Here is a 17,948-nt window from a genome sequence, read left to right on the forward strand (position 1 = left end):
CGGCACCGCCCCGGTACCGGCGGGGTCACCTCAGGTGCCGCGGGTGGCCACGGCGGCAGAATCCGGCACCCCGTTGAGGTTCTGCGCGGCGATGACCACCTCGACGCGGTTGCGCGCATGCAGCTTCTGCATGAGGGTGGACATGTAGCCCTTCACCGTCTTCTCGCTGAGGGCCAGCGCCCGCGCGATCTCGCTGTTCTTCTTGCCGAGCAGCAGCAACTGGACGATCTGGTCCTCGCGGATGGACAGGTGCATGGACTGCCGGGCGCGCAGCTGCCGGGCCTTGGCTTCCAGCTCGGCGATGATGCGCGCCGCGAAGCTCGGGGTGATGTAGGTTTCCCCGGCCATGGCGCAGGTGATGGCCTGGATCAGGTCGCCCTGCGGCGATCCCTTCAGCACGAAGGCCGAAGCGCCGGCGCCGAGCGCCTTGGCGGCCAGCTCCGCGCTGCCGGAAGCGGTGAAGATCACGATGCGGGTCGCGGGGAACGCCTCGCGCACGCGAGCCACCGCACCTATCACATCGCCCTGCATGGTGAGGTCCACGACGATCACGTCGGGCCCGTGGCTTTGGGCGCTCCCGAGAATGTCGTTCACACCACTGCCGGTCGAGACGACGCTGAACGTTCCCGTCTTTTCGAGAACCGTCACGATCCCTTCGACAACGATCGGATGGTCGTCCACGACCGCAACCGTAATTGCGCTCACGCTACACACCCCCGGACTGAAACCCGTCGAGACGCTTCACTATAAGCATTAAAGAAAAACCTTCAAGTTCTCAAATTGCGACTAGAGATTGCACCCATGACGGTACCATTTGCCGCCCATTGATTACTTCGCTATCCTCCAAATATGTCAGTTTGGTTACGCTGCATTGCAACCTATTCAACTCCACGCTGAACCCAGAATTGGCATCAGCCTTCGTTAATCTTCGCGTCGCAGGATTGACCCTCGATGGACGGTCAAGCTCACGCAACGCAAGGTGCGGGCTTGCATTCGAGGTTCCGGCGAACCACTCTTCGGCGGCGGCCATGATGCGCTGCACCCTGGCGGAGACGACGCGACGATTTGCACTGCCCTCGCCCCTCCACTTCGGCTAATCAGGTTCCATGTCCCAATCCGACGATCTCTTCGGTTCCACCCCGCGTCAGAAGCCCGCCGGCAAGCCGGCCAAGGCAGCCGCCGTGCCCGCGATGGACGCCGACTACACCGCCGCGCACATCGAGGTGCTCGAAGGGCTGGAGCCGGTGCGGCGCCGGCCCGGCATGTATATCGGCGGCACCGATTCGAAGGCGCTGCATCACCTCTTCGCCGAGGTGATCGACAATTGCATGGACGAGGCGGTGGCCGGGCACGCCACCTTCATCGAGGTGCAGATGGCGGCCGACGGCTATCTTACCGTCTCCGACAACGGCCGTGGCATTCCGGTGGAGGAACACCCCAAGTTCCCCGGCAAGTCGGCCCTCGAAGTGATCATGACGACCCTGCACGCCGGCGGAAAGTTCGACAGCAAGGTCTACGAAACATCGGGCGGCCTCCACGGCGTCGGCATCTCGGTGGTGAATGCGCTCTCCGACGACCTCGAGGTGGAGGTGACGCGCAACCAGACCCTCTACCGCCAGAGCTTCTCCAAGGGCCTGCCGCAGGGCAAGCTCAAGGAAGTCGGCCGTATCACCAACCGCCGTGGCACCCGCGTGCGCTTCCATCCCGACCCGGAGATCTTCGGCCCCTCCGCCCGCTTCGAGCCCGCCCGCGTGTTCCGCATGGCGCGCTCCAAGGCCTATCTGTTCGGCGGCGTGGAAATCCGCTGGTCCTGTGACCCCGAGTTGCTGAAGGGCGTCGAGGGCGTTCCGGAGAAGACCAGCTTCCGCTTCCCCGGCGGCCTGCGCGATTATCTCGCCGCCGACCTCGAAGGCCAAACCCTGGTGCATTCGGACATCTTCTCCGGCCGCATCCAGAAGCCCAAGGGCCATGGCTCGGTGGAATGGGCGGTGGCGTGGGTGGCGGACGCCGACGGCTTCGTATCCTCCTACTGCAACACCATTCCCACCCCCGACGGCGGCACCCATGAGAACGGCCTGCGCGCTGTGCTGCTCAAGGGCCTTAAGGACCACGCCGAGCGCTCCGGCCAGGGCAAGCGCGGCTCCGTCATCACCGGCGACGACGTGACCACCGGCTGCGCCGCCATGCTCTCCGTGTTCGTCCGCGAGCCGGAATTCCAGGGCCAGACCAAGGACCGCCTCGCCACAGCCGAGGCCGCCCGCATCGTGGAACAGGGCCTGCGCGATCCGTTCGACCACTGGCTCGCCGCCAATCCGGTCCAGGCCAGCCGGCTGCTTGAGCACGTCATCGACCGCGCCGAGGAGCGCCTGCGCCGCAAGCAGGAGAAGGAAGTCTCCCGCAAGACCGCCGTACGCAAGCTGCGCCTGCCCGGCAAGCTGGCGGACTGCTCCAACACCGAGGCGGCGGGCTCCGAGATCTTCATCGTGGAGGGCGATTCGGCCGGCGGCTCGGCCAAGCAGGCGCGGGACCGCAAGACCCAGGCAGTGCTGCCCCTGCGCGGCAAGATCCTGAACGTCGCCAGTGCCACCCGGGACAAGCTCGCCCAGAACCAGCAGTTGGCCGACCTCGGCCAGGCGCTCGGCTGCGGCACCCTCTCCCACTACCGCGACGCGGATCTGCGTTACGAGAAGGTCATCATCATGACCGACGCGGACGTGGACGGCGCGCACATCGCCTCGCTGCTGGTCACCTTCTTCTTCCGGCAGATGCCGAAGCTGATCGAGGACGGCCACCTCTTCCTTGCCGTGCCGCCGCTCTACCGCATCACCCAAGGCGCCAAGACGCTCTATGCGCGGGACGACGCCCACAAGGAAAAGCTGCTGAAGAAGGAATTCACCGGCAAGGGCAAGGTGGAGGTGGGCCGCTTCAAGGGCCTCGGCGAGATGATGCCGGCGCAGCTGAAGGAAACCACCATGGATCCGCGCACGCGCACCCTCCAGCGCGTCACCATCGAGGACGCCGAGCAGGCGGCCACCACGGATCTCGTGGAACGGCTCATGGGCAACAAGCCCGAGGCGCGCTTCGCCTTCATCTCCGAGCGCGCCGCCTTCGCCGGCGAGGCGCTGCTGGATATCTGACGTCCATCTGGACATCTGACACCCTTGGCCTCTGAGCTTGCCTCATGGCCCAAGGGTCAAGCCCGCGCGGCCGTTTGAGCGTCTCCCTCGCCGCCTCGCCCCCCTCGCCTTCGCCCGCCGTCACCCGGCCTTGCGCGGCGGCAGCAGGCTCGCGGGCACCGCAAGGATCAGCATGCCGAGCCCCGCGATCGCGAACACCGGCGCTGCGCCCAGAAATCCCGCCGCATGGGCGAGAATGATGGCCCCCACCGCCTGCCCCACGAAGAAGGCCGAGGCAAATAGCGACACCGCCGAGCCCCGCGCCTCGACAGACAGTTCGGTGGCGAGGATCTGCAACACGTTGTGGATCATGTAGAAGGCGAAGCCTGAGGCCGCGAACAAAGTGATCACCACCGCGAGATTGGGTCCGATCGCCGCCGCCATGAGCAGCGCGCCGACGCTCGCCGCGCCCACGCCCACCATGCCAGCGAGGCCCAGATGGCGGACCAGGAACGGCACGGCGAAGGTATAGAAGGCGCCGCCGATGGCGAAGGCGCCCAGCACCAGGCCGGCCTCCACCGCATCGCCGAGGCCGTGCTCCACCATCAGCGGCGCCGCCAGCGGAAACACCCCGAAGGTCAGCGCCCCCTCTACCGCCACCACCGCATAGACCTTCAGGGACAGGGGATTCTTCAGCACCGCGCGGTAGCTGGCGAGAGCAGCGCGGAACGACAGGGGCTTGCGGGCACGGTCTTCCTTGATCCCGACCAGGGCGGCGAGGGTGGCGCTCGCGGCCACCGCGAACGCGCACCAGAACACCGGCCGCCAGCCGGCATATTCCGCGATGAACCCCGCCGCCGCCGAGCCCACCAGCTGACCCAACACAAGGGCGAGCAGCACCCGGCTCAATGCCAACGGACGCTGGTCGTAAGGGACCCGGTCGCCCACGGCCGCCAGCACCACGGGGATGATGCCCCCGGCGAAGGCCCCCGACACCATCCGCGCGACGAGCAGTTCCGGATGGCCGGGCACCAGCGCCGAGACCGCGAGCCCCATCGACAGCATGGCGAGATTGAAGCGGATCAGCCGCACCTTGCCCACCGCATCACCGATGGGACCGAACAAGAGTTGCATCGTCGCGTAAGGCAGAGTGAAGGCGCTGGCGAGAAGCGCCACCTCCTGTAACGTCACCTTCAGGTCCGCAGCGAGGATATTGAGCATCGGATCGACGGCGCGCATGGAAAATGCGCTCGCGAAGGCCGCTAGGCCGAGGACGAGAAGAAAGGGCATCAAGATCCGCCGGATGAGGTCTTTCATCCCTGCGACCGGGTGCTCCGGCGGTCAAGTCGCAAGACTTGCCGCGAATGCATGGCATGACGACCATGCATTCCCGAAGCGCATGCCGCCTGCGGTATGGAACGTCAATCGGGCGTTTAATGACCATCGGTTTCGGACGGATCAGTGAACGCGGCCGGAAAACATTGACACGGCGCACAATTTTCATATGTTGCTATGCGTCGTCCGAGATATGTCGAATCTAGCGCGCCGACCGACGACCCCTCGTCTGAGCCCGTACGGCACGGGACGTTCGATCAGCGGCGCGCCGCCGCATCCAAAAGATGCAATGTCATTTTCCGAACTCGGCCTGAGCGAAAAGGTCCTCGCGGCAGTCGCTGACACCGGCTATACGCAGCCGACGCCCATCCAGGCCCAGGCCATCCCCCATGTGCTGGCGCGCCGAGATGTGCTCGGCCTCGCGCAGACAGGCACCGGCAAGACCGCCGCCTTCACCCTTCCCATGCTGACGCTGCTTGAGCACGGACGGGCCCGCGCCCGCATGCCCCGCACCCTCATCCTGGAGCCGACCCGCGAACTCGCGGCGCAGGTGGAAGAGAACTTCACCCGCTACGGCAAGAACCACAAACTGAACGTCGCCCTGCTCATCGGCGGCGTGTCCTTCGGCGATCAGGACTCCAAGCTGGCACGCGGCGTGGACGTGCTCATCGCCACCCCCGGCCGCCTGCTCGACCACGTGGAGCGCGGACGCCTGCTCCTGTCCGGCATCGAAGTGCTCGTCATCGACGAGGCCGACCGCATGCTGGACATGGGCTTCATCCCCGACATCGAGCGCGTCTGCAAGCTCGTGCCCTTCACCCGCCAGACCCTGTTCTTCTCGGCCACCATGCCGCCGGAGATCCAGCGCCTGGTGTCGCAGTTCCTGTCCAATCCGGTGCGGGTGGAAGTGTCGAAGCCGGCCTCCACCGCCGCCACGGTCACCCACATGCTGGTCGCCTCCGGACGGGAGGACTACGACAAGCGCGAGGTGCTGCGCGAGCTGATCCGCAATTGCGACGGGTTGCAGAACGGCATCATCTTCTGCAACCGCAAGCGCGACGTGGCGGTGCTGCACCGCTCGCTGCAGAAGCACGGCTTCAACGCCGTGGCGCTCCATGGCGACATGGACCAGCACGCCCGCATCAAGGCCCTCGACCAGTTCCGCGCCGGCGAGGCCACCCTCTTGGTGGCCTCCGACGTGGCGGCCCGCGGGCTCGACATTCCGGCGGTGAGCCACGTCTTCAACTATGACGTGCCCCACCACTCGGAAGACTATGTGCATCGCGTGGGCCGCACCGGCCGCGCCGGCCGCGCCGGGACCGCCTATACGCTGGTCACCCACACCGACGCCAAGTCGGTGTCGGCCATCGAGAAGCTGATTGGCAACGCCGTGCCCTGGCACGGTGCGCCCCTGGGCGATACCCCGCCCGCGTCCGAACGGCGGGAACGCCGCGAGGATGGCGGCCGGCTGCGCGGCAAGCGTCGCGTGGAGAAGGAGCCCCGCGAGGCCCGTCCCGAGCGCGAGCCGCGTGCTGAACGTGAACCCCGTGCCGAGCGCGAGCCGCGTCCGGAACGGGAGCCGCGGGCGGAACGCGAACCCCGTGTCGCCCGCGAGCCCCGGGCAGAACGCGAGCCGCGCCCCGAGCGCGAGCCTCGTGCCGAACGTGCACCGCGTCCGGAGCGTGAACCCCGTCGCGAGCGGGAACCCCGCCGGGAGCGTGAAGCCCCGGCCGCCGAAGTCCGCGCGGAGGCGGAAACCCGCACGCCGCGTCCTGAACGGCAGGAACGCAGCCGTCGCCCCGCCCGCGAGGATGGTCCCGAGGCCCGTCCGGTGCGCCGTGAACGCGCGCCCGCCGCCGAGCCTGCGGACATGAGCCACCTGCCCGCCTTCCTGCTGCGCCCGGTGCGCGTGAAGGCCGGCTGATCTTCTCGCCGACGCGCCTTCCGGAGCGCCGGCGGATCAACACGGAACAACCCCGCCGGTCAGCCGCGCGGGGTTTTCTTTTTGGGCCGGGTCGCGGCCGTCTTCGCCGGCTTCCGTGCGGCGGCCGCGCGGGCAAGGGCCAGGGAGCGGCGGGCCAGCGCGGCAAGGTCATCGCCGTCATCCAGCGCCGCCTCCGGCACGGACCAGAATCCGGTCATGGTGCGCACGGCGCCCTTGGCGAGGTAGGAGAAGGGGACCGAGCCACGGCTCTCAAGCAGGGCGGCGTGGTCGGCATCGGCCTTGAGATACAGGGTGCCGCCGACCTCGATGGCGAACATCAGCCCGTCGGCATAAACGCCTCGGCCGCCGAACAGGCGCCGCGTGCGCACGTCGCCGAACGCACTGAAGAGGTCGGCGATGGTGTCCTCGTCCATCCCATTGCCCCCCAAGTCCCTTTGCCCCCAAAGGCCCTGTGCCGGCCGTCCCGATCAGGTGATCAGCGCCAAGAGCCGGGCGGCCGCATCCATCTCGGTGCGGCGAGCCGCGCGGCGGGCGGTGGCGATCTCGTCCTCGCCCCATTGCTCGCGGTTGAAGTCCTCGTCCACATGGGCGGCGGCCCAGGCGGCATCCACATCCAGCGCGCCTTCCGCCACCGCCAGCGCCAGCAGGGCCGAGCCGGTGAGCGTGGTGATGGAATGGACGGCGGCAAGCTTCAGCGGGGCCTGCGGCACCAGCGCCCGCACCCGCTCCAGGGACGTGTCCGGCTGGGCGACATGGCGGATGCCTTCTGCAAGGAAGAAGCGGGCATCGTGGCTGCCGCTCAACCAGTCGAGCACCGGGTTCCACTGCTCCGCCTGCCGGTTCACCAGCGTCTGCGGGCTCTCGGCCCGGTAGAACAGCATGTCGGACCCGGCATAACCGACCACCTCCTCGCGCACCGCCTCGGCCTCGGGGCCGACCCGGTCGAGGGCGACGTTCACGAGGCGCGTCAGCGGCATGATGAAGGGATTGATCTCGGTTTCCTGCGCCGCCCATTCGGCAGCCATGGCCTCGGCCAGAGGGCGCGTCGGCGCCAGAAGCAGGCCGCGCGCGGGGGTGCGCACGGGCCGGCCGTCGAGCAGGATGGTGAAGCCGCCCTCCGCCTCGCCGACGCTGACATCGGTATAGAAGCGCTTCGGCAGCGGCGTGCGCTGTGCGGCACGGGCCCGGGCGATGGGATCGTCCCCCGCCACCGGCTCCTCGATGTCCTCCAGAAAAGCGCGCATGGTCTGGCTGCCCGCTGTGGAGTCAGCCCCCGAGGGATCACCCATGATCCGTCTCCTATCCGGCGATGGCGCGGCGACGCGCCAGAAGATCGAAGATGGCGGCGGGCACCTCGTCGAACCGGTGGACGATTTGGTCCGCCCCAGCCCGCTGAAGATCCGCCACCTCGTGATAGCCCCAGCCAACGCCGAGGGCCGATGCCCCGGCCTGCAGGGCCATGGAGACGTCATAGGTGGTATCGCCCACCACCACCGTCTCCTCCGGCCGCGCACCGATCTCCCCCATGGCCTGGAATACCATGGCCGGATGAGGCTTCGAGGGCGCGTCGTCAGCGGTCTGGATGGTGGTGAACCAGCCTTCCATGTCATGGGCCTTGAGCACCCGGTCCACCCCGCGCCGCGCCTTGCCGGTGACCATGCCCAGCACCAGGTCGTCGCGCTGTCGTAAGGCGTCGAGCACCTCCCGGGCGCCCTCGAACATGGGCTCGGGCGGCTCGGCATTGCGCAGGCGGGTGAAGGCGTTGCGATAGGCATCCACCAGGGCTTCGACCGGATAGGCCCGGTCGCCCTGCGAGAGCATGGCGAACGCCTCCGGCAGGGAGAGCCCCACCACCGAGAGCAGCCGGTCCCGCTCGGGCAACACCACGCCGTGGGCCGCATGGGCGTCGCGCATGGCGGCGACGATCATATGCTGGCTATCCACCAGAGTGCCGTCGCAATCGAACAGCACCAGCTTCAGGGGCGCGGGATCCGGGGTGGGGTCGGCTTCGCTCGCTGGGGGGGTCATTTCTGCGTCATCTGCTGGGTCGCCAAATCATATACCCATGTGATGCCCGACGGGTCCACGAACAGGACCTGACGGAACCCCCGCTGCTCGCACTGCTTGGGGAAGGGACCCGAGACGATCAGTTCCGCCGCCGTCTTCGCCGGGAAATTGAACTTGATGGTGAGGATGGTCGCCTCCTCGCCCCCGGCGGTGACCGTGAGGTCGAGGCCGTTCTGGGCGAAGCTCTCCTGCTTGCTCTTGGCGAACGCCCGGCGCGCGGTCGCGTCGGCAGCGGGTGCGGCGACGGGGCTATTCACCGTTGGCAATGGCAGCGCCGCTTCCTGGGTGCCACCCTGCCCGCTCCCGGCCTGCGGCGCCGGCATTGTGGCGGGGGAGGTCTGGGCGGCCGGAGGAGCGGTCTGGGGCAGGGCCGCCCGCGGCGCCGGCTCGGCCTGCGGCGCGGGCGCAACCACGGCGCTCTGCGGCGCTCCAGCCTCGGGCTCCGCGGGCGGCGCCGACATGACCCACCAGACCAGGCCGCCCGATGCGATCGCCACCGCCGTACCACCGAGCCCTACCAGGAAGGGCATCAGGAAGCTGGTGTGCAGCTTGCGGCCGCAGAAGGGGCAACTGGCCTCCTCCGGGTAGACCTGCGCCCCACAGCCGGGACAGAAGTCGGGCCTCGGATTCATTCAATTCACCTCCGCCAATTCACCCCCGCGCACGCGGGGCACCGCCGCGAATCGGCATCGTGGGACGATCACCACAGATGCACGAGGAAGCGGACGGCGTCATGCCGTCCGCCTCACGATGTCCACCTCGTGATGTCCGATCCGAATGCGCCCATAGCAGGGCAAGCGCGGGGCGGAACCTATTTTCCGAAGCCAAGATCCAGCGGCGGCGGCGTGGTGGTGTCGAGGCCGGGAGAGAGGTTCTCGAACTGCTGCTGGATCTGCTGCTGGTCGAGCTGCACCCCGCCGCTCTTGTAGTGGGTCACCATGCCCGGGAACAGGATGATGAGGGCCACCATGACCAGCTGGATGCAGACGAACGGCACCGCGCCCCAGTAGATCTGTCCGGTGGTGACCGGCTGCATCAGCTTGCCCGTCACCCGGTCGATGTACGGCACCTTGGCCGCCACCGAGCGCAGGAAGAACAAAGCGAAGCCGAAGGGCGGATGCATGAACGAGGTCTGCATGTTCACCGCCAGCATCACGCCGAACCAGATGAGGTCGATGCCGAGCTTGTCGGCCGCCGGCCCCAGAAGCGGGATGATGATGAAGGCCAGCTCGAAATAATCGAGGAAGAAGGCCAGCACGAAGACCAGCGCGTTCACCGCGATGAGAAAGCCCATCTGCCCGCCGGGCAGCGACACCAGCAGTTCCTCCACCCACTTGTGGCCGTCCACGCCATAGAAGGTGAGCGAGAACACGCGCGCGCCGAGCAGGATGAACAGCACGAAGGCGGAGAGCTTGGCGGTGGAATAGGTGGCCTGCCGCATCAGGTCGAACTTCAGCCGGCCACGGGCAAACGCGAGGATGAGGGCGCCCACCGAGCCCATGGCGCCGCCTTCGGTCGGCGTGGCGACGCCGATGAAGATGGTGCCCAGCACCAGGAAGATGAGCGCCAGCGGCGGCACCATCACGAACACCACCTGCTCGGCGAGCTTCGACAGCAGGCCGAGGCGGAACACCCGGTTGATCACCGCCACCACGAAGGCCAGACCCACGGTGGCGGACATGGTGAGCACCACATAATCCGCGCCGAACTTCACCCCGGTTTCCGTCATCAGGAAGATGGCGCCGGCGATGGACAGGGAGAGCGCGATGAAGAGAGAGGGCGTCAGAAGCCGCGCCGTGCCCGACATGATGAAATAGAGCAGCACGAAAGCCACCACGCCCCACACCGCCTGGTTGGCGACGCCGGGGATGAGGCCGGTGGTGAGGTGCGGCAGGGAACCGGTGGCGATCAGGAAGGCAAAGCCCGCCGCCGCGATGGCGCCGAGGACGCGGGAGGGCACGATCTTCTGGTCCGGATCGCGCAGGGTCTGGGCTTCCAGCGGCAGGCCGGGGGCCACGCTGGGGAAGATGCTGGAGACGACGAAGATGTAGAGGGCATAGAGGCCAGCGAGCAGCAGGCCGGGCACGAAGGCGCCCTCATACATGTCGCCCACCGAGCGGTTCAGCTGGTCGGCCATGACGATGAGCACGAGGGAGGGCGGGATGATCTGCGCCAGCGTGCCCGAGGCGGCGATGACGCCGGAGGCCACGCGCCGGTCGTAGCCGTAGCGCAGCATGATGGGCAGGGAGATGAGGCCCATGGAGATCACCGAAGCGGCCACCACGCCGGTGGTGGCGGCCAGCAGCGCGCCCACGAAGATCACCGCATAGGCAAGGCCCCCGCGGATGGAGCCGAACACCTGCCCGATGGTGTCGAGCAGGTCCTCCGCCATGCCGGAGCGCTCGAGGATCAGCCCCATGAAGGTGAAGAAGGGGACCGCCAGCAGCACCTCGTTGTTCATGGTGCCATAGACGCGTTCCGGCAGCGCCTGCAGGAACTTGGGCTCGAACAGGCCCAGCCAGATACCAACCAGCGCGAAGATGAGGCCGTTGGCGGCCAGAGAGAAGGCCACCGGGTAGCCCAGCAGCAGGAACACCACCAGCGCACCGAACATGATGGGCGCCATGTTGTGGATGAACCAGCCGCGGAACCCCGGCTCGGCGGCGAAGGCCACATCGGGCAGGACCACGGCGAGCACCAGGGCGAGCAGAAGCGCGGCGGCGACGAAACGCGCCTTCACGAGGCGGGCGTTGAACATGTCTCGCGCTCCGTCAGTGCTTGGGGGCGGGGGGAGTGGTCGGGACCACCGGCGTGCCAGCGCCGGGAACCTCGACCTCGGCGAGCAGGCGCTCCGCCTCGGCCGCGAGCGCCGCATGGCTGCCGCCCTCCCGCTCGTTGGGGTCCTCCATCCGTCCGGTGAAGATGGCGATGCGCTTGATCAGCTCGGAGAAGCCCTGCAGCGTGAGGAAGAAGAAGCCCACCGGCACCAGCAGCTTGGCCGGCCATTGCGGCAGGCCCCCCGCATTCAGCGACTGCTCGTTGATGGACCACGACGCCATGAAGAAGGGCCACGAGGTCCACAGCAGCAAGATGGAGAAAGGCAACAGGAAGAAGATGTGCCCGAAGATATCGATGCCGTCCCGCACCCGCTTGCGCAGGCGCGCATTCACGATGTCGATGCGGATGTGCTCGTTGTCCATGAGCGTCCACGACCCACACAGCAGGAACACCGCCGCGAACAGCACCCATTGCAGCTCCAGCCAGGAATTGGAGCTGAGGTCGAACAGCTTGCGCACCACCGCGTTGGCCGCCGAGACCAGGATGGCGACGAGGATCAGCCACGAGGCCGCCTTGCCGATGCGCATGTTCACGGCGTCGATGCCCCGGGCGAGGGCGAGGAGCGTTGACATCAGGATCGTTTCCCTGGGCGTGCGGCTGGTGCCGTTTTTCGGGTTGCTTCTTGTTTGGCCATGGGGCCTTGGCGCGGCACCATAGGGAAAGACGCGGCGACTTCAAGCCGCACGCGAGAACACCGCCCCCAAGGCTCCCTTGCCCTAGACGAAGGTCGAACCCCTCGCGTTCCGTCCGCAGCCAAGGCGTGGCGGCGCCCGAACTAAAGCCTTGCCGGAGCGTCCGGCCACGGCGGCGGACCGTTCAGCGCTCCCGCCTTCCGGAAGCGCCCCTGCGTCCGGTCCCAGGCCAGAAGCATCCCACTACCCGCGCGCGGGCTCGAACCCACGCACCATGCGGCCAGATCGGTTCCCCGTCGCGGCAGGAGGATGACCACGCGGCCGAGACCCTCCCAGGCGGCGGTGTTTTCGTCCACCTCCTGCGGCTCGGTGCGGCAGAGGTCCTGGTCGAGGGGTGGCAGGACGGTTTCAGTCACAAGGTTCCACCGCCCGGACTGGCGCGAATAGAATCGCACCCGCCCGGCGAAGGGCACATCCGACTTCAGCCCGCGTTCACTGAGGCCAAGCAGCGGGAAACCCTCGGCGTCGAACCAGACAGCCACCTCGGTGACGAAGGGGGTGGCGCCCTCCCCGTCCCCGCGATCGTCGATGCGCAGGTAGAAGTTCGCTTCATCCAGGGTCAGCGCCAGCCTCGCGCGATCGCCGTAGAGGATGCTGCCGGAGACCATGGCCGACTGGCCCGAGCCCGATATTTCGTAAGGCGGGAAGCCGTTGACCTGCGCGGTCTGAAGATCCCGGTACAGAGCCAGAAGGCCCGCCGGCTCCGCGCGGACGCCGCCGCCCGCCAATAGCAGGACGGCGACGACGGCGAGGAGCCGCCTCATCCCTCCGGCGCCTCGAGGATGGGATCGTACTGCGACGCGTCGAAGCCCAGCACGGCGAAGGATTGCGCCATGTGGTGGGGGAGCGGCGCCGAGACGTCGATCAGCCCCTGCCCGCGCGGATGGGGAATAACGAGCCGCCGAGCCAGAAGGTGCAGGCGGTTCTGCAGGCCGCCCGGCAGCTCCCAGTTCTCGATGTCGAAATACTTGGGGTCGCCGACGATGGGGTGGCCGATATGGGCGAGATGTGCGCGCAGTTGGTGGGTGCGGCCCGTCACCGGCTTCAGCGACAGCCAGCTCATCTTCTGCGCCGCCTGGTCCACCACGGCATAATAGGTGATGGCGTGGCTCGCCTCGTCCTCGCCGTGGCGGGCGACGCGCATCTTCTCCTCATCCTCGTCGCGGGCGAGATAGGTGGAGATGCGCCCCTGCTTGGGCTTGGGCACGCCGGGCACCACCGCCCAATAGACCTTGCGCGCCTCCCGCGAGCGGAAGCTCTTGGCCAGCACCGAGGCGGCGAGCCGCGTCTTGGCCACCAGAAGGCAGCCGGAGGTGTCCTTGTCGATGCGGTGGACCAGGCGCGGCTTCTGGCCGTCCTTGTCGCGCAGCACCTCCAGGATGCCGTCCATATGCCGGTAGGTGCCCGAGCCGCCCTGGACGGCAAGGCCATAGGGCTTGTTCAGCACCATTACGTCCTTGTCCTCGAACAGGGTGATGGACTTCAGGAAGGCGCGGTCCTCGTCCTCCTTGCGCCTGGCGGCGCTGGCGGACTGCCGCGGCTTTGCCGGCGCCTCTGTGGTACCCGAGGCCTCGCCCCCCGCGGAAACCCGGCCCGCTTCGGACGCCTTGCCCGCGGCGCCCGGCTTTCCGGCCGGTTCGTCCTGCGGCTCGTCGCCCAGGGGGGGAATGCGCACGCTCTGGCCGGGCTCGACGCGGGACGAGGTCTTCACCCGTCCCCCGTCCACGCGCACCTGCCCGGTGCGCACCAGCTTCTGCAGGTGGCCGAAAGAGAGATCAGGAAAATGGACCTTGAACCAGCGGTCGAGGCGCATGCCAGCCTCGTCCTCGGCCACGGTCTTCATCGCGACGGCCATGGATCAAAATGTCCTTTAAACAGCGCCTGGAACCGGAACGGCAGCAATAGAGCAACCGGCGCCGTCCGTCACGTCAGCGCGCGCATGACGGCGATGCCGACGAACACGGCGATGAAGGCGAGCGCCACCGAGCCGACCACATAGGCGAGCGCGGAACTGTAGGCGCCCCGCTCCATGAGCAGGAAGAAATCCAGCGAGAAGGTGGAGAAGGTGGTGTAGCCGCCGAGGATACCGGTGGTCAGGAACAGCCGCATGGTCTGGTTCCAGAACTCGCCGTCCTTGAACGCCAGATATCCGACCATGATCCCCATGAGGAAACTGCCGGACACGTTGATGAGGAAGGTGGCGAAGGGAAATCCGGTACCCAGCAGCTTGGGCACCGTCATGTTGACGAGGTGCCGCACGACACCGCCGAGGCCGGCACCGAGGAAGACGACAAGAGCGGGGGGAAGGATGAAGGTCATGGCCAGTCCGGGCGAGGGTCAGGAACGAATGTGCCGCGCGGCATGGAGCACGGCGAGGATGGTGACTTCATCGTCTCCGACGAGATAGACCACAAGGTAGCGGCTACCGGAAACAGTGAGCTGGCGTGTTCCGCGTACAGTCCCGGCAGGGGCGGAAAAGGGATGATCGGCAAGGGTGTTGATGGCTGATTCGAGCCGGACGATCACCCGCGCCGCCGCCTTCGGATTGTCTTGGTCGATATGGTGCTCGATCTCACGCAGATGCCGCAGGGCCCGCGCGCGGAAAACGATCCTCATCCGCGGAAGCGCGCGAAGAAGGCATCGACTTCCTGTGGGCTCGCGTTGGGCTCGCCGTCCTCCAGCGCCTTGCGCACCTCCTCCTCCTGCTCGGGGGTGAGCACATAGACCTGCCCTTCGAGCACCGAGAGGAATTCACGGGCGAGCGCATCCTGCTCGGCGTCGGGCAGGGCTTCGAGCCTCTCGATGAGTTCGCGCATCAGCTTGGTCATGGCCCGCTCCATGTGTGCGGCAAGCATACGCCAGACCGGCGTGCCGCGCATCGGCGGCGCGCCGTCACGGTTCCCCGCGCTCGGCCCGCAGGCGCGCCCAATAGTCCATGCGCTTCCTGATCTCGCGCTCGAAGCCGCGCTCCACCGGGTGGTAGAAGCTCTGCCTGCCGAGGGCCTCGGGGAAATAGTTCTGGCCGGAGAAGGCGTCCGGTTGGTCATGGTCGTAGCGATAGCCGGCGCCGTAGCCTTCGCCCTTCATCAGCTTGGTGGGGGCATTGAGGATATGCTTGGGCGGCACCAGGGAGCCGCCCTCCTTCGCCACCCGTTTGGCCGCCGAGAACGCCTTGTACACGGCGTTCGACTTGGGCGCCGTGGCCACATAGACTAGCGCCTGCGCCAGGGCCAGCTCGCCCTCCGGCGAGCCGAGGAAGTCGAAGGCGTCCTTGGCCGCATTGCAGACCACGAGCGCCTGCGGATCGGCATTGCCGATGTCCTCCACCGCCATGCGCACGATGCGCCGGGCGAGGAACAAGGGTGCCTCTCCAGCATCCAGCATGCGGGCGAAATAATACAGCGCCGCGTCGGGATCGGAGCCGCGCACCGCCTTGTGCAGGGCGGAGATGAGGTTGTAGTGGCCGTCCTCACTCTTGTCGTAGATGGGCGCCCGCCGCTGCACCACGTCGGCCAGCGCCGCCACGTCGAACACCTCCCCCGGCCGCGCTGCCCGCCACACCTCCTCCGCTAGGGTAAGCGAAGCTCGCCCGTCGCCGTCCGCCATGTTGAGCAGGGCGAAGCGGGCATCGTCGGTCAGCGGCAGGGCTTTGCCCTCCACCTCCTCCGCCCGTGTCAGCAGGCGGGCGATGGCATCCTGGTCCAGCGATTTGAACACCAGCACGCGGGCGCGCGACAACAGCGCCGCGTTCAGCTCGAACGACGGATTCTCCGTTGTGGCGCCCACCAGGGTGACGGTGCCGTCCTCCATCACCGGCAGGAAACTGTCCTGCTGGGCGCGGTTGAAACGGTGGATCTCATCCACGAACAGCAGGGTCGCCTTGCCCATCTGGCGGCGGGCGCGGGCCTGCTCGAACACCTTCTTGAGGTCGGCGACGCCCGAGAAGATGGCCGAGATCTGCTCGAAATGAAGGTCGGTTGCGGAGGCGAGCAGGCGCGCCACCGTGGTCTTGCCGGTGCCCGGCGGCCCCCACAGGATGAGGGAGCCAAGCGAGCGTGTCTCCAGCATGCGGGTCAGCACACCGTCCGGCCCCACCAGATGCTCCTGCCCCGCCACTTCGGAGAGCCGCGCCGGCCTCAGCCGGTCGGCGAGCGGGCGCGGCACGTCGCTCCCCAGTCCCGCCGCCTCGAACAGATCGGCCATGGGCGCTTCTCTCGTCCTCTCTTGCATTTCATGCCAACAGCGCCAGCCGTGGACCGACGCCGGGGAAAATCCCCGCGATGCCTGGCCGGAGCGGCGACTGGCGAGTTCCTGCGTAAAGGTCTGTCAGCCCGGCAGCAACGCCGTGATGGTGCGCCCGCCGCGCCCCACCGTTACCCGCCACGCCCGCAGAGGCGTGCGCACCAGTTGCTCCAGGTCGCGGGTGCGGGCCACCTTCTCGCCGTTCACCTCCATCAGCACGTCGCCGGGCTTGAAGCCGGCAGCGGCGGCGGGGGAATTATCGTCCACGTCGTAGATCACCACGCCGGAGGCGTTGGCATCCACCTTCAGTTCCTCGGCCACCGCCGGCGACAGGTTCACCACCGTGGCGCCGGTGAAGGGCGAGCGGGCGCGCACCACCAGTTCGTCGCGCGGCACCGTCTCCGGCGCGCCCTCCAGCACCACTACGAGGTTCACCTCCTTGCCGCCGCGGTTGACGGCCAGCGCCGCCTTGCCGCCGATGGGCCGGGTGGCGAAGCGGTAGTTGAGCGACTCGGGATCGTCGATGGCCTGCCCCTCCACCGCGACGATGAGGTCGCCCACCTTGAGGTCGGCCTTGGCCGCCGGGCTCTGCGCAACCACGCCCTGCACCAGCACGCCGGTGGGGCGCGGCAGGCCGAGGCTTTCAGCGATGTCCGGCGTCACCCGCTGAAGCTTCGCCCCGAGCCACGGCCGACGCACCGACTTGGAGCCGCCCTTGGCCTGCTCCACCACCACCCGCACCATATTGACGGGAATGGCGAACCCGATGCCGATGGAGCCGCCCGAGCGCGAATAGATGGCGCTGTTGATGCCCACCAGCCGCCCCGCCATGTCCACCAGCGCACCGCCGGAATTGCCGGGATTGATGGCCGCATCGGTCTGGATGAAGAACTGGTAGTCGGAGATCCCCACCTGAGTCCGCGCCAATGCGGAGATGATGCCCTGCGTCACCGTCTGGCCGACACCGAAGGGATCGCCGATGGCCAGCGCCAGGTCGCCCACGGCCAGTTCGTCCGAATTGCCGAGCGCGATGGAGGCGAAGGTTTCCTTCGTGTCGGTCTTGATGCGCAGCACGGCAAGGTCGGTGCGCTGGTCGCGCAGCAGCACCTCGGCCTCGTATTCGCGCCGGTCGTTGAGGGCGATGCGGATCTCGTCCGCCCCCTCGATGACGTGGAAATTGGTGACGACGATGCCGGAGGGATCCACGATCACCCCTGACCCGAGCGAGCGCTGTACCCGCTCCGGCGCACGCAGGCCGGGACCACCCTGCCCGCCGAAGAAACGGCGGAAAAAGGGGTCGTCGAAAATGGGATTGGCCCGCTGCTGGGCGGTCTTCTGGGCATAGACATTGACCACCGCCGGCGCGGTGCGCGCCACGATGGGTGCGAACGAGAGCTTAACCTCCGAGGCGGATGCCGGCACCTGCGGCTGGATCTGCGCCTGCGCCTCGACCCGCAAGGGGGCACCGGCGGCGCGCGCGGGCGCTTCGCCCTGCCCCGCGCCAGCGGCCATGGCGGCCGACGCTAGGGCGCCGGAGCCGAGCAGGAGGAGCGCGAATGCCATCTGTCTTTTCATGTCGTGAACCTGCGATGCAGAGCCGAACCCGCCCAGCTTGAACCGACCCCGAGGCAGCCAATGGATCTGACGCCCCGGGCCTGCGACCATCCTGATCGGACCGCCGTGCCATCCGGGGGTCGCACCTCCCGGAACCTG

17 protein-coding genes are annotated in these 17,948 nt (G+C 67.8%); 2 read left to right on the forward strand and 15 right to left on the reverse strand.

Annotated elements, in window-relative coordinates; genetic code table 11:
- Positions 1-30: 30 nt before the first annotated feature.
- Positions 31-714 carry a response regulator transcription factor gene (locus FBQ73_RS03365; RefSeq protein ID WP_342780522.1) on the reverse strand — a complete coding sequence of 228 codons (684 nt, stop codon included), beginning with the start codon at positions 712-714 and terminating at the stop codon, positions 31-33.
- A gap of 392 nt (positions 715-1,106) precedes the next feature.
- Between FBQ73_RS03365 and parE the strand changes: the two genes are divergently transcribed.
- A complete protein-coding gene (gene parE / locus FBQ73_RS03370) occupies positions 1,107-3,137 on the forward strand; it encodes a DNA topoisomerase IV subunit B (RefSeq protein ID WP_138398115.1) in 2,031 nt (676 codons plus the stop codon).
- 120 nt (positions 3,138-3,257) lie between these two features.
- Here parE and FBQ73_RS03375 read toward each other — a convergent pair whose 3' ends face one another.
- Positions 3,258-4,406: an MFS transporter gene (locus FBQ73_RS03375; protein ID WP_170218730.1), complete on the reverse strand. Its 1,149-nt coding sequence runs from the start codon at positions 4,404-4,406 to the stop codon at positions 3,258-3,260.
- A 334-nt stretch (positions 4,407-4,740) separates the two neighbouring features.
- On the opposite strand from FBQ73_RS03375, the gene FBQ73_RS03380 reads away from it, so the two are divergent.
- Positions 4,741-6,375: a DEAD/DEAH box helicase gene (locus tag FBQ73_RS03380; RefSeq protein ID WP_138398117.1), complete on the forward strand. Its 1,635-nt coding sequence runs from the start codon at positions 4,741-4,743 to the stop codon at positions 6,373-6,375.
- A 59-nt stretch (positions 6,376-6,434) separates the two neighbouring features.
- Here FBQ73_RS03380 and FBQ73_RS03385 read toward each other — a convergent pair whose 3' ends face one another.
- The 13 genes from FBQ73_RS03385 to FBQ73_RS03445 form a co-directional block, all read right to left on the reverse strand.
- Positions 6,435-6,809 carry a TfoX/Sxy family protein gene (locus FBQ73_RS03385; RefSeq protein ID WP_138398118.1) on the reverse strand — a complete coding sequence of 125 codons (375 nt, stop codon included), beginning with the start codon at positions 6,807-6,809 and terminating at the stop codon, positions 6,435-6,437.
- A 54-nt stretch (positions 6,810-6,863) separates the two neighbouring features.
- The gene (locus FBQ73_RS03390) at positions 6,864-7,640 is read right to left on the reverse strand and encodes an ATP12 family chaperone protein (RefSeq protein ID WP_210236657.1); all 777 of its coding nucleotides are present in this window, start codon (positions 7,638-7,640) and stop codon (positions 6,864-6,866) included.
- 55 nt (positions 7,641-7,695) lie between these two features.
- The gene (locus tag FBQ73_RS03395; RefSeq protein WP_210236655.1) at positions 7,696-8,424 is read right to left on the reverse strand and encodes an HAD-IA family hydrolase; all 729 of its coding nucleotides are present in this window, start codon (positions 8,422-8,424) and stop codon (positions 7,696-7,698) included.
- Positions 8,421-9,095: a zinc ribbon domain-containing protein gene (locus FBQ73_RS03400; RefSeq protein ID WP_138398120.1), complete on the reverse strand. Its 675-nt coding sequence runs from the start codon at positions 9,093-9,095 to the stop codon at positions 8,421-8,423. Before FBQ73_RS03400 ends, FBQ73_RS03395 begins: the two co-directional genes overlap by 4 nt.
- A 179-nt stretch (positions 9,096-9,274) precedes the next feature.
- A complete protein-coding gene (locus FBQ73_RS03405) occupies positions 9,275-11,089 on the reverse strand; it encodes a TRAP transporter large permease (RefSeq protein WP_210236658.1) in 1,815 nt (604 codons plus the stop codon).
- Between the two features lie 145 nt (positions 11,090-11,234).
- On the reverse strand, positions 11,235-11,873 hold the full coding sequence (locus FBQ73_RS03410) for a TRAP transporter small permease subunit (RefSeq protein ID WP_138398122.1): 639 nt from the start codon (positions 11,871-11,873) through the stop codon (positions 11,235-11,237).
- A 203-nt stretch (positions 11,874-12,076) separates the two neighbouring features.
- Positions 12,077-12,757, reverse strand: a complete 681-nt coding sequence (locus FBQ73_RS03415) for a hypothetical protein (protein WP_138398123.1) — start codon at positions 12,755-12,757, stop codon at positions 12,077-12,079.
- A complete protein-coding gene (locus FBQ73_RS03420; RefSeq protein ID WP_138398124.1) occupies positions 12,754-13,848 on the reverse strand; it encodes an RluA family pseudouridine synthase in 1,095 nt (364 codons plus the stop codon). The genes FBQ73_RS03415 and FBQ73_RS03420 overlap by 4 nt, the downstream gene beginning before the upstream one ends.
- A 68-nt stretch (positions 13,849-13,916) precedes the next feature.
- The gene (crcB, locus tag FBQ73_RS03425; RefSeq protein ID WP_138398125.1) at positions 13,917-14,312 is read right to left on the reverse strand and encodes a fluoride efflux transporter CrcB; all 396 of its coding nucleotides are present in this window, start codon (positions 14,310-14,312) and stop codon (positions 13,917-13,919) included.
- Positions 14,313-14,330: 18 nt separating this feature from the next.
- Entirely contained in the window at positions 14,331-14,609 is a 279-nt protein-coding gene (locus FBQ73_RS03430) for a type II toxin-antitoxin system RelE/ParE family toxin (RefSeq protein ID WP_138398126.1), read from the reverse strand.
- The gene (locus tag FBQ73_RS03435) at positions 14,606-14,821 is read right to left on the reverse strand and encodes a hypothetical protein (protein WP_138398127.1); all 216 of its coding nucleotides are present in this window, start codon (positions 14,819-14,821) and stop codon (positions 14,606-14,608) included. The genes FBQ73_RS03430 and FBQ73_RS03435 overlap by 4 nt, the downstream gene beginning before the upstream one ends.
- Positions 14,822-14,885: 64 nt before the next feature.
- Positions 14,886-16,196 carry a replication-associated recombination protein A gene (locus tag FBQ73_RS03440; protein WP_210236656.1) on the reverse strand — a complete coding sequence of 437 codons (1,311 nt, stop codon included), beginning with the start codon at positions 16,194-16,196 and terminating at the stop codon, positions 14,886-14,888.
- A gap of 123 nt (positions 16,197-16,319) precedes the next feature.
- The gene (locus tag FBQ73_RS03445; RefSeq protein ID WP_246089544.1) at positions 16,320-17,798 is read right to left on the reverse strand and encodes a DegQ family serine endoprotease; all 1,479 of its coding nucleotides are present in this window, start codon (positions 17,796-17,798) and stop codon (positions 16,320-16,322) included.
- Between the last annotated feature and the right edge of the window lie 150 nt (positions 17,799-17,948).

The sequence above is a fragment of the Xanthobacter autotrophicus genome (assembly GCF_005871085.1).
In the GTDB taxonomy this organism is placed as follows: domain Bacteria; phylum Pseudomonadota; class Alphaproteobacteria; order Rhizobiales; family Xanthobacteraceae; genus Xanthobacter; species Xanthobacter autotrophicus.